We start from the raw sequence: 11,403 nt of genomic DNA on the forward strand, positions 1-11,403 counted from the left end.
TGTAGGATGATAATCTCTTTGGGGGGTCGCCCCGCTCTCGGCCTTTGGCGCTTTCCCCTGGCCCGGGCCGGCGAGGGGGGGCCCGCCACTACCAACCGGGTGTCGATCATTGTTGCGTTGTTCCGGCGTTCTGCTTCGCATACCGCTGCGCCACCACCGAGCAGACGATCAGCTGGATCTGGTGGTAGATCATGATCGGCAGCACGATCGCGCCGAGGCTGCCACCGGCAAACAACACCTTGGCGATCGGCACGCCGGTGGCCAGGCTCTTCTTGGAGCCGCAGAACATGATGGTGATCTGGTCGGCGCGGTTGAAACCCAACCGCCGTGCCAGCCAGCTGATGCCCGGCATGGCGATGGCCAGCAATACGATCGCGACCAGTGCGGCAGTGAGCAGGGACAGTGGCGGGGTCTTGCTCCACAGGCCTTCGCTGACCGATTCGCCAAAGGCGGCGTAAACCACCAGCAGGACGGTGCCCTGGTCGGTGTAGCGCAGCAGGGCACGGCGCTTTTCAATCCAGCCACCTATCCACGGCCGCAGCAGATGGCCGAGTACGAACGGCACCAGCAGCTGCAGCATGATCGCGCCCACTGCATGCAGTGGGTTGGCCATGCCGCCTTGCGAGCCAGCCAACACGGTCATCAACAGTGGGGTGAGGAATACGCCAAGAATGCTCGACAGCGAGGCCGCGCACACTGCTGCCGGTACATTGCCGCCGGCGATGGAAGTGAAGGCAATCGAGGATTGCACGGTCGAGGGCAGTGCACACAGGAACAGCACGCCGATGTAGAGCTCGGGCGTCAGCGCCCAGCCGGCCAACGGCTTCGTTGCCAGCCCCAGTAGCGGGAACAGTACGAAGGTACAGACCAGGATGGTGATATGCAGGCGCCAGTGCAGCAGCCCGGCAACGATGGATTCGCGTGGCAGGCGCGCACCGTGCAGGAAGAACAGCGCGGCAATGGCGACGTCGGTGAAGTGGTCGAACCCCCTGGCGGCGGTGCCGGTGAGTGGCAGCACGCTGGCCAGGACGACGGTGGCGAGCAGGGCGAGGGTGAAGTTGTCCGGTCGCAGTCGCGACCACCAGCGGGTCATGTCGGCAATGCCTCCTGATCAGGGTGTGGGAGTTTCCAGGGCGGCGCGTACGGCCGGTTCCAACGAGGTCATGCCGGCGTCGCGGCCCAGTGTGAGCGCATCCTCCGCCGATGCGCCGTTGATGCGGGCGTCAATCACCGACAGCAGTGCGCCGGCGCGATTGGACGAGGCGCAATGCAGCAGGGTCTTGCCGTCGTCCTGCTTGAGCAGGCGATGCAGCGTGCGCGCGTTGGCTTCGGTGATGTCACTGGCACCCGCGATTGGCAGGCGCACATAGCGCAGGCCAAGTTGTTCGGCCAGGGCTGCTTCGTCGTAGCCGCGATCTTCATCGGGCCGGCGCAGGTCGATGACGGTGGTGACGCCATTGGCGGCAGCGTCGCGCAGTTGCTGCGCGCTGGGCTGGCCGGCGGTGATCAGATTGGGGCGTGGCTGCCGAAACATCGCATCACCGGCAAAGGCGTTGGCGGAGAGCAGCAGAGTGAGGAGCAGTGGCAGGCGGTAGGGGGACATGCGGATGCTCCGTTGTTCTCACAGACGCAGGGTGGCGCGGGCTTTGAGCAGCTCGCGCAGTTCGTATTTGTCGGTATCGTCCAGGCCTTGCTGGCGTTGTTTTGCCTGCAACTCGTCCAGACGCTGGGCCAGCAGTTGCTTCTCCAGCTGCAGCACGGCGTCCTGCAGCTCCTGTGCCCACATCGCTTCATCGCCGGGCAATGCCTGCGCGGCCAGCTTGTGCAATGCGGCCTGTTCTTCGCGCTCGTTGAAGTGTTCGAGCAGGGCGCCAGTGCTGATGTCGGGGCGCTGCTGCACCAGGTTCAACAACTCGACCAGCAGCTCGATGCCGGGCAGGCGCAGGCCACCGATGGCGTGGTGGCCTTCCAGGCTCATCGCCAGTGAGGGCTGCTGCAGCAGGATGGCGATGGCTGCGCGCACCAGGCTGCGCTTCTGCGCAGGCACCGCGTTGTTGCGCATCGGTGGCCGCGCTGCAGGTGCGGCGGCTGTTGCCGTGCTGCCGATGCCGGTCAGGCGTGCCAGCTCCTGCTTCATCAGGTCGCCGAAAGCGCCATCGGGAATCTGCGCCAGCATCGGCTTCGCACGTTCGGCCAGGCGTGCCTTGCCGTCCAGCGTGCCGAGATTGATCTCGCGGCTCAGCTCGTCGAAGAAGAACTGCGACAGCGGCGTGCCCTGCTTGAGCCGGGCATCGAAAGCATCGGCACCTTCCTTGCGCACGATGGTGTCCGGGTCCTCGCCATCGGGCAGGAACAGGAAGAAGGCTTGGCGGCCATCCTTCATGCGCGGCAGCACCGACTCCAGTGCGCGCCAGCCGGCACGGCGACCGGCGGCATCACCGTCGAAGCAGAAGTACACATCGGGCGCGTTGCGGAACAGCAGCTCGGCATGGTCTGGCGTGGTCGCCGTGCCCAGCGTCGCCACCGCCTGGGTGACGCCGAACTGGAACAGGCTGACCACGTCCATATAGCCTTCAACCACGATCAGGCGTTCGATCTTCTGGTTGGCCTGGCGTACCTGCCACAGGCCGTACAGTTCGCGGCCCTTGTGGAACAGCGCGGTTTCCGGCGAGTTGAGGTACTTGGGGCCGTCGTCCTTCTGCATGACGCGGCCGCCGAAGGCGATGACACGGCCACGGCGATCGAAGATCGGGAACATCACCCGGTCGCGGAACTTGTCGTAGACGTGGCCGCGGTCGTTCTTGGAGAACAGGCCGACGCGTTCGAGCAGCTTCATGCGCCGCTCGTCCTTGCCCAGCGCGTCCTTCAGTGCGCTGTAGCCATCGGGCGCATAGCCGATGGAGAACCGCGCGCGGGTATCGGCATCGACGCCACGGCCATCGAGGTAGGCGCGGGCCTTGTCGTTGCCTTCCAGCTGCTTCTGGAAGAAGCGGGTGGCGGCATCCAGCGCCGAGTACTGGTCGCGGCTGTCGTCCTGCTGCAGGGGTGTGCGTGCGTTGGTTTCGCGCGGGATTTCCATGCCCACGCGCTTGGCCAGCTCGTCCACCGCGTCGAGGAACTCGAGGCGGTCGTAATTCATCAGGAAGCTGATCGCGGTGCCGTGCGCGCCACAGCCGAAGCAGTGATAGAACTGCTTGGTCGGGGAGACCGTGAACGAGGCCGAGCGCTCGTCATGGAAGGGGCAACGCGAGGCGTATTCCTTGCCCTGGCGCTTGAGCGGCACACGTGAGCCCACCACTTCGACGATGTCGGTGCGGGCCAGCAGGTCGTCAATGAACGCGTCGGGAAGTCGGGCCATGCGGCAAATGAACAGCGCCGCCGGTTGGCGGGGCGCGATGAAAGGGGGGAAGGGGAGTGTACTAGGCTGGGCTGGTGCTGGCTGGGGGTTGGGCTTGTTGGTTTTCAGTCAACAGCGCAAAGCTACCCCTCCCCAGCCCTCCCCTTGCCTGCGGCAAAGGAAGGGAGTGGCTTCTGCCCCCTCCCTTTCGCGTAGCGAAGGGGAGGGCTGGGGAGGGGTGGCTTTTTGCTTCTGCTCTTGCCGTCAGTCCAAAGCCCCAACATCCACCTTGGCCTCAGACGCCGCCTTGCGCCGCGCATACGCCCGCTCATCGATCACCGCAGTGATCAGCGCGCCGCCGAAGAACACCACGCTGGCGTAGTAGATCCACACCAGCATGATCACCAGCGTGCCCATCGAGCCATAGGCGCTGCCTGGCGCTGCGTTGGCGATATACAGGCCAATCGCATAGCGGCCGAGGGTGAACAACACCGCGGTGATGACGCCGCCGAGGAAGGCCTGGCGCCAGTCCACCGGCCGGTCCGGCAGGTAGTGGTAGAGGAAGGCGAAGCCCAGTGCGTACAACAGCAGGGTGGTCACATAGCCCACCGCCGGCAGCGCCGAGGGCAGGTGCGAGAAGATCACCTGCAGGGCGGTGGTGGCCACCATCGACACGATCAGCAGGAAGCCCAGTGCCAGCACCACGCCGGCCGAGAACACCCGCTTCTTCAGCCAGCCGAGGATGCCTTCGAAGCGCTTGGAGTCGGTACGGAAGATCAGGTTCAAGGCTGCCTGCAGTTGGGCGAACACCACCGTGGCGCCGATGAACAGCAGGACCAGGCTCCAGATGCCGGCAAACGAGCCCAGGTCGGGCTGGGCACTGGCGTTGGTGATCACCGTGCGGGCGACCTCGGCGACGCTGGGGCCTGCCAGCGAGCCGATCTGGTCGATAAGTGTCTGCTGCGCTGGCGGGTACAGTGAGGCGGTCAGCCACAGCAGCAGGACCAGCAGCGGCGCCAGTGACAGCAGGGTGTAGAAGGCCAGCGATGCCGCCTGGGTCATCACGTCGGTTTCGACGAAGCGGCGCACCAGCGCGGCCGGCAGGCTCTGCTGCAGCAGCTCCAGCCGGGATTTGAACGAATGCAGGGTGGGGCGGGTTACAGGCATCGGTTGGATCGTGTGAAGTCAGGTGTCTGTTCTAGCAAAGCCGGGCTTCGGGGCGGGTGAATAGGTGTCCGTAGTGCCGAGCCATGCTCGGCAGAGGCCTTCCCGGCAATGCCTGACGATGTGGGGGGGCGTAAGCCGCGAAGCCACATCCACGTCAGAAGCGGTGAAGCCAACCCCTCCCCAGCCCGTCCGGCCCGAAGACATAGCCTTCGGTCGTTCATCAGGTCGCGCGGCAGTGCCGCGCAAGCAGACCTTCTTCACCCCCTTGGCCAGCGGCCAAATGGAGGGGGCGTAGTTCCGATCCATGCTAGGCAGGGGCCTTCCCGGCAATGCCTGAAGATTTGGGGGCGCCGCTAGCCGCGAAGCCAAATATTCATATTATTCCTGGCCGGCGGTTGTTTCAATAACTGCAAGCTTGGCGGCTGACGCCGCTCCCACAAAAGACGGAAGGGCAAAAACAACAAAGCCCGCACTTGGCGGGCCTTGTCGCGCAAACCTGGCAGCTGCAATCAGCCAGCCAAAGCCTGCTTGACCAGCTTGGACACCAGGCCCATGTCAGCCTGGCCTGCGAGCTTGGGCTTGAGCACGCCCATCAACTTGCCGATGTCGGCGGCGCTGCTGGCACCGGTTTCGGCCTTGGCGGCGGCAATCGCCGCCTGGATCTCGGCTTCGCCCATCTTGGCCGGCACGTAGCGCTCGATCACCACGATCTCGTCACGCTCGACCGCGGCCAGGTCTTCACGGTTGGCCGCTTCGTACTGGGTGACCGAGTCCTTGCGCTGCTTGACCATCTTGTCCAGCACGGCGATCACGTCGGTGTCGGTCAATTCGATGCGCTCGTCCACTTCGCGCTGCTTGATGGCGGCATTGATCAGGCGGATCACGCCCAGCGAGTGCTTGTCGCCGCTCTTCATGGCGGCCTTCATGTCTTCGGTCAGCTGTTGCTTCAGGCTCATGGAGCACCTCTTTGGGTCGGGAATATGGGAAAAGACGTCAGCATTGCTGGCATCTGGAACGCAAAAAGCCGGCTACGCTTGCGCGTGCCGGCTTTCACCCCAGTACGGAAGGCCGGAGCCCCCCGTTCAGGAGTTGCGTACGATCAGTACAGGCGCTGACGCTTGGTGACGTCGCGCGAGGAACGACGCAGCTGGCGCTTTACGGCAGCAGCGGCCTTGCGCTTGCGTTCCTGGGTCGGCTTTTCGTAGAACTCGCGCTTGCGGGTCTCGGCCAGTACGCCGGCCTTTTCGCAAGTGCGCTTGAAGCGGCGAAGAGCAAACTCAAAGGGCTCGTTCTCGCGGACTTTAACGCTGGGCATGGAATCTCCGGGGACTCAGTAGAAAAACCGGGACACACCCGGTGAGCCGCGCATTATAGTCCCTTTGCGCAGCCGTGCAACCCCCGGGATTTGGCGGGGGCGTCAGAGAGGTCCACAATACGCCTTATGAAAGTCCTTGGCATTGAATCATCCTGCGATGAGACCGGCGTAGCCGTCTACGACACCTCGCTTTCCGGGGCGGCCGCGCTGCGCGCGCACGCCGTCTACAGCCAGATCGCGCTGCACGCCGAGTATGGCGGGGTGGTGCCGGAGCTGGCCAGCCGCGACCACGTGCGCAAAACCCTGCCGCTGATCCGGCAGACCCTGGACGAAGCCGGCATCGCCATCTCCGAGATCGAGGGCGTGGCCTATACCGCCGGCCCGGGCCTGGTGGGGGCGCTGCTGGTCGGCGCCGGCGTGGCCCGGTCGCTGGCCTGGGGCCTGGATGTGCCGGCTATTGGCGTGCATCACATGGAAGGTCACCTGCTGGCCCCGCTGATGGAGGACGACCCGCCGGAGCCGCCGTTCGTGGCCCTGCTGGTCTCGGGCGGCCACACCCAGTTGATCGCGGTGGACGCCATCGGCAAATACCGTCTGCTGGGCGAAACCCTCGACGATGCCGCCGGTGAGGCCTTCGACAAGACCGCCAAGATGATGGGCCTGCCGTACCCGGGCGGTCCGCAGCTGGCCAAGCTGGCCGAGATCGGCACGCCGGGGCGCTACAAGTTCACCCGGCCGATGACCGACCGGCCGGGGCTGGACTTCAGTTTCTCTGGCTTGAAGACCCAGGTGCTGATGGCCTGGCGCGACAGCGACCAGAGCGAACAGACCCGCGCCGACATCGCCCGTGGCTTCGAGGACGCGGTGGTCGACACACTGGTGATCAAGTGCGGTCGCGCGCTGGATGCGGCCGGCTGCGACGTATTGGTGGTAGCCGGCGGCGTCGGCGCCAACAAGCGCCTGCGCGCCAAGCTGCAGGACGATGCCCAGCGCCGCGGCGGTCGGGTCTGCTTCCCGCGGCCGGCACTGTGCACCGACAACGGCGCGATGATCGCCTTCGCCGGTGCCCTGCGCCTGCAAGCGGGCCAGCACGGTCCGGCCGAGATCAAGGTGACCCCGCGCTGGGACATGGCGTTGTTGCCGCCCTTGCAGCGCTGACAAGCAGCTCTGCCGTGCCCGTCCACGGCAGGCTCAGTCTGCTGCCGTTACCATGTCGTATTCATTCAATACGACGGATGCAATGGACAAGGTATTCATCGAAGGGCTGGAAATCGACGCCCTGATCGGCATCTACGACTGGGAACGGCGCATCCGCCAGACCCTGGTGTTCGATCTTGAAATGGGCTTCGACAACCGCAAGCCCGCCGCCAGCGACGACATCGTCGACACGCTGAACTACAAGGCGGTCAGCAAGCGCCTGATGGAATTCGTGCGCGCCTCCGATTTCGGTCTGGTGGAAACGCTGGCCGAGCGCTGCGCGCAGATCGTGCTGGACGAATTCAACGTGCAATGGCTGCGATTGAAGCTGAGCAAGCCCGGCGCGGTGCGCGGTGCGCGCGCGGTTGGCGTGATCATCGAGCGCAGCCGCAGCGAAGGTTGAGCCTGTTGTAACCCGGTCGCGCGCCCTGCGGTGCGCGGCCTGAGCTATGCCTGTCCGATCAAGCAATGCGGTTGGGCAGGTTGTTTCTGCGGTACGAGTAAAAGGAGAAGTGCACGATGGCGGTAATGGGAATTCGCTGGTTGGATCAGCTGGAAAACATCCTGGCGCCCTACCCGATGGCCTACCCGGCGGTGGTGCTGGCGGGATTGCTGCTGGTGGCATGGCTGGCCAACTTCGTCACCAAGCGCATCCTGTTGCGTGGCCTGCGTTCGATGATCGAACGTTTCTCCGGCCCCAATCACAACGCCAGGCAGCCGCTGCGGGTGATCGCGCGGCTGTCCAATATCGTGCCGTCGGTGGTGCTTGCCGCAGGCTTGAGCATCGTGCCGGAGCTGCCGCCGGGCCTGGTCCATGCCTTGAAGGCGCTGTGTCATGCATGGACGGTGCTGACCATCGCGATGGCGGTATCGCACGCGTTGGACGCCTTCAACGATTTCTACGAACGCCGCGCCGATGCGCGCAACAAGCCGATCAAGGGCTACCTGCAGGTCGTCAAGATCGTGGTGTTCGTATTCGCCGGCCTGTCGATCGTGGCGATCCTGGTCGGCGTGGAGCTGCTGCACCTGGTTACTGGCCTGGGTGCAGCGACGGCGGTGTTCATGCTGATCTTCCAGGACACCATCCTGTCGCTGGTGGCCAGCGTGCAGATCAGCGGCGATGGCCGCGTGCGCATTGGCGACTGGATCGAGATGCCCAGCCAGAACGCCGATGGCGACGTGATCGACATCGCCCTGCACACGGTCACCGTGCAGAACTGGGACAAGACCGTCACCACCATCCCGACCAAGAAGCTGGTCACCGAGTCGTTCAAGAACTGGCGCGGCATGCAGGAATCCGGCGGACGCCGGATCAAGCGTTCGATCTACCTGGACCAGCACAGCGTGCGTTTCCTCGATGCCGGTGGACTGGAGCGACTGGGCCAGATCGCGCTGCTGGACGACTACCTGGCGGGCAAGCAGCAGGAGCTGCAGCAGTGGAATGCGCAGGTGGCGCAGGCGCACCCGGAGCCGGTCAATGCACGTCGGCTGACCAACCTGGGCACCTTCCGCGCCTATGTCGAGCTGTACCTGCGGAACAACCCCGGCATTCATCAGGACATGACCCTGCTGGTGCGGCAGATGGCGCCGACCCCGCAGGGCCTGCCGCTGGAGATCTACTGTTTCACCTCTTCGACCGCCTGGGCCAAGTACGAGGCCATCCAGTCGGACATGTTCGACCACCTGCTGGCGATCCTGCCGGAATTCGGCCTGCACGTATTCCAGGAATCCAGCGACGCCATGCTGATGACCGCCCGCGAGCAACGCGATCACTGATGGGTAGTGCCGAGCCATGCTCGGCAGGGGCTTTACCGGCCAAGTCCAAAAGCCACCCCGCCCCAACCCTCCCCTTCGCCACGCGAAAGGGAGGGGGCGTAGTGCCGAGCCATGCTCGGCAAGGGGCTTTCCCAGCGAAAAGCAGCCCTCACCCCAGCCCCTCTTCCCTAGGCGGGAGAGGGGCTGAAGCGATAGTGCCGAGCCATGCCAGGCAAGGGGGCTCTACCGGTAATGCCCCCTTGCCGAGCATGGCTCGCCACTACAGGTGGAGCCATCCGGCGGCTGCTTCACGTTTGTAGCGCTAGAATCGCCGCCTTGAAAGCGTTTACATGAAGGACTGCCGGTGGCCCCCGACCGCATTGAATCCCTGATTTCCCGCATGACCGTCGACGAGAAAGTCGGTCAGCTCAGCGTATTCGCCGACATGGTCCGGCCATTCGCTCCGGACGTGAATCCGGAGGCCAATGTGCGTAACGCCGAGCAGGTGCTGGAACAGGTACGCACTGGTCGGGTCGGCTCGCTGTTCAATGGCGTCGGTGCCGAGCTGGGCCGGCGCATCCAGCAGGTGGCGCTGGAAGAAAGCCGCCTGGGTATTCCGGTCATCCTCGCTTCCGACGTGATCCACGGCATGCGCACCGTGTTTCCGATTCCGCTGGGCGAGGCAGCCAGCTTCGAACCGGATCTGGCCCGTCGTACTGCCCGCGCCACCGCGGTCGAAGCGACCGCCGCTGGCATCCACTGGACCTATGCACCGGCGGTGGATATCGCCCGCGACCAGCGCTGGGGGCGCGGTGCTGAAGGGGCGGGCGAAGACGTGGTGCTGGGCTGCGAATTCGCCGCCGCCCGCGTACGTGGCTTCCAGGGCGATGACCTGACCGCCGAAGATTCGCTGCTGGCCACACCCAAACACTTCGCCGCCTACGGTGCGGTCGCCGCAGGCATGGAATACGCGCAGGTGGATATCTCGCCGCAGACCCTGCGCGATGTGCACCTGCCGCCGTTCAAGGCCGCGCTGGATGCCGGCGCGCTGTCGCTGATGAGCGCCTTCAACGACATCAATGGTGTGCCGGCCAGCGCCAATCGCGCGCTGCTGACCGATCTGCTGCGCAAGGAATGGAAATTTGAGGGCGTGGTGGTTTCCGACTACACCGCCGACATGGAGCTGATTGCACACGGCTACGCGGCCGATGAAGTGGATGCCACTCGCAAGGCCTTCCTCGCCGGGTTGGACCTGAGCATGCAGAGCGGTTTCTACGACCAGCATCTGGCAGGTCTGGTGCACGCCGGTGAAGTGCCGATGGCGGTGCTCGACGAATCGGTACGCCGCATCCTGCGTTTGAAGGATGCGATCGGTCTGTTCGATAACCCCTACCGTTCGCTGGATCCTGCGCGCGAAGCCGACCAGACGCATATCGTCGAACACGACGCGCTCGCGCGCGACAGCGCACGCCGCTCGGTGGTGCTGTTGAAGAACGAAGCCGAGTTGCTGCCGTTGAAGAAACAGGGCCAGAAGATCGCCTTGATCGGCCCGTTTGTGCAGGACCGCGACAACATCGAAGGTTGCTGGACCTTGTTTGGCGACAAGTCGCGTTACGTCACGCTGGAGAGCGGTGTGCGCACCGCCATGGAAGATCCAGCGGCGTTGGAAATCGTGGCGGGCTGTGCATTTGAAGCGCCGCTGGATGGCGGCATCGACGCCGCCGTCGCCGCCGCGCGGCGCGCCGACGTGGTGGTGTTGGCCGTGGGCGAGCCGCAGCGTTACAGCGGTGAGGCGCAGTCGCGGGTGGAGATCACCTTGCCACCGGCACAGCAGGCACTGGCCGAAGCCGTCGCTGCCACCGGCACGCCGCTGGTGGTGTTGCTGCGCAACGGCCGCGCGCTGGCACTGCAGGGCGCAGTGCGCGATGCCCAGGCCATTGCGGTTACCTGGTACCTGGGCACGCAGAACGGGCACGCCTTGGCTGACATCCTGTTTGGCGATTACAGCCCGTCGGCGCGTCTGCCGGTGAGCTTCCCGCATGTCTCGGGCCAGCAGCCGTATTTCTACAACCACCCACGCAGCGGCCGGCCCGAACTGCCGACCCTGTCGGAATTCAAATCACGTTGGCGCGAGTTCCCGAATACGGCCCTGTACGCGTTCGGCCATGGCATTGGTTATGCGCGCTTTGAATATGAAGCGCCGCGCCTGAGCACGCCGCAGTTGGCATGGGATGGTGAGCTGGTGATTCGCACCACACTGCGCAATACCAGCGCGGTGACGGGTGAGGAAGTGGTGCAGCTGTACGTGCACGATCGTGTCGCCAGCCGGGTACGCCCGGTGCGTGAGTTGAAGGCGTTCCAGAAGGTGATGGTGGCAGCCGGTGCCTCGGTGGAGGTGGAGTTCCGTCTGGACCGTCAGCAGCTTGCTTTTACCGGTGTGGACGGTGATTACACCGCCGAGCCTGGACTGTTCGATGTGTGGGTGTGCGCTTCGTCGGTGAGTGGCGATGCGGTGAGCTTCGAGCTGCTGGGCCTCTGATTCAAACCGATGTACGCGAGGTAAGCTTTGCTTCCGGTAGTGGGGGGGGGGGGGCGGGCGGGGGCGGGGGGGGCGGCGGCGGCGGGGGGGCCG

At 64.9% G+C, this 11,403-nt stretch carries 10 protein-coding genes; 4 read left to right on the top strand and 6 right to left on the bottom strand.

The window, feature by feature from the left end:
- Nucleotides 1–106: 106 nt before the first annotated feature.
- The 6 genes from AC1VXC_RS20195 to rpsU all read right to left on the bottom strand — a co-directional run bounded on the left by AC1VXC_RS20195 (nt 107) and on the right by rpsU (nt 5,819).
- A complete protein-coding gene (locus AC1VXC_RS20195) occupies nt 107–1,093 on the bottom strand; it encodes a bile acid:sodium symporter family protein (protein ID WP_481539862.1) in 987 nt (328 codons plus the stop codon).
- A gap of 18 nt (nt 1,094–1,111) precedes the next feature.
- Nucleotides 1,112–1,603, bottom strand: a complete 492-nt coding sequence (locus AC1VXC_RS20200; RefSeq protein WP_481539861.1) for a protein tyrosine phosphatase family protein — start codon at nt 1,601–1,603, stop codon at nt 1,112–1,114.
- 18 nt (nt 1,604–1,621) lie between these two features.
- Nucleotides 1,622–3,358 (bottom strand): DNA primase, encoded by a 1,737-nt coding sequence (gene dnaG / locus AC1VXC_RS20205; protein WP_481539860.1) that lies wholly within the window; start codon nt 3,356–3,358, stop codon nt 1,622–1,624.
- Nucleotides 3,359–3,601: 243 nt separating this feature from the next.
- Nucleotides 3,602–4,504, bottom strand: a complete 903-nt coding sequence (locus AC1VXC_RS20210; RefSeq protein ID WP_481539859.1) for a YihY/virulence factor BrkB family protein — start codon at nt 4,502–4,504, stop codon at nt 3,602–3,604.
- A 509-nt stretch (nt 4,505–5,013) separates the two neighbouring features.
- Complete coding sequence (locus AC1VXC_RS20215; protein WP_313171073.1) at nt 5,014–5,460, bottom strand: GatB/YqeY domain-containing protein; 447 nt, start codon at nt 5,458–5,460, stop codon at nt 5,014–5,016.
- A 143-nt stretch (nt 5,461–5,603) separates the two neighbouring features.
- Entirely contained in the window at nt 5,604–5,819 is a 216-nt protein-coding gene (gene rpsU / locus AC1VXC_RS20220; RefSeq protein WP_002808376.1) for a 30S ribosomal protein S21, read from the bottom strand.
- Nucleotides 5,820–5,945: 126 nt separating this feature from the next.
- Between rpsU and tsaD the strand changes: the two genes are divergently transcribed.
- The 4 genes from tsaD to AC1VXC_RS20240 all read left to right on the top strand — a co-directional run bounded on the left by tsaD (nt 5,946) and on the right by AC1VXC_RS20240 (nt 11,310).
- A complete protein-coding gene (gene tsaD / locus AC1VXC_RS20225) occupies nt 5,946–6,977 on the top strand; it encodes a tRNA (adenosine(37)-N6)-threonylcarbamoyltransferase complex transferase subunit TsaD (protein WP_313171071.1) in 1,032 nt (343 codons plus the stop codon).
- Nucleotides 6,978–7,059: 82 nt separating this feature from the next.
- On the top strand, nt 7,060–7,419 hold the full coding sequence (gene folB, locus AC1VXC_RS20230) for a dihydroneopterin aldolase (RefSeq protein WP_313171348.1): 360 nt from the start codon (nt 7,060–7,062) through the stop codon (nt 7,417–7,419).
- Nucleotides 7,420–7,535: 116 nt separating this feature from the next.
- Nucleotides 7,536–8,792 (top strand): mechanosensitive ion channel family protein, encoded by a 1,257-nt coding sequence (locus AC1VXC_RS20235; RefSeq protein ID WP_313171069.1) that lies wholly within the window; start codon nt 7,536–7,538, stop codon nt 8,790–8,792.
- Nucleotides 8,793–9,135: 343 nt separating this feature from the next.
- On the top strand, nt 9,136–11,310 hold the full coding sequence (locus AC1VXC_RS20240) for a glycoside hydrolase family 3 N-terminal domain-containing protein (RefSeq protein ID WP_481539997.1): 2,175 nt from the start codon (nt 9,136–9,138) through the stop codon (nt 11,308–11,310).
- Nucleotides 11,311–11,403 lie beyond the last annotated feature (93 nt).

The organism is Stenotrophomonas sp. STEN033 (genome assembly GCF_056856655.1).

Coding starts and splice junctions, on each gene's coding strand:
- AC1VXC_RS20195 (WP_481539862.1), bottom strand. CDS start 1,093: ATGACCCGCTGGTGGTCGCGACTGCGACCGGACAACTTCACCCTCGCC.
- AC1VXC_RS20200 (WP_481539861.1), bottom strand. CDS start 1,603: ATGTCCCCCTACCGCCTGCCACTGCTCCTCACTCTGCTGCTCTCCGCC.
- dnaG (WP_481539860.1), bottom strand. CDS start 3,358: ATGGCCCGACTTCCCGACGCGTTCATTGACGACCTGCTGGCCCGCACC.
- AC1VXC_RS20210 (WP_481539859.1), bottom strand. CDS start 4,504: ATGCCTGTAACCCGCCCCACCCTGCATTCGTTCAAATCCCGGCTGGAG.
- AC1VXC_RS20215 (WP_313171073.1), bottom strand. CDS start 5,460: ATGAGCCTGAAGCAACAGCTGACCGAAGACATGAAGGCCGCCATGAAG.
- rpsU (WP_002808376.1), bottom strand. CDS start 5,819: ATGCCCAGCGTTAAAGTCCGCGAGAACGAGCCCTTTGAGTTTGCTCTT.
- tsaD (WP_313171071.1), top strand. CDS start 5,946: ATGAAAGTCCTTGGCATTGAATCATCCTGCGATGAGACCGGCGTAGCC.
- folB (WP_313171348.1), top strand. CDS start 7,060: ATGGACAAGGTATTCATCGAAGGGCTGGAAATCGACGCCCTGATCGGC.
- AC1VXC_RS20235 (WP_313171069.1), top strand. CDS start 7,536: ATGGCGGTAATGGGAATTCGCTGGTTGGATCAGCTGGAAAACATCCTG.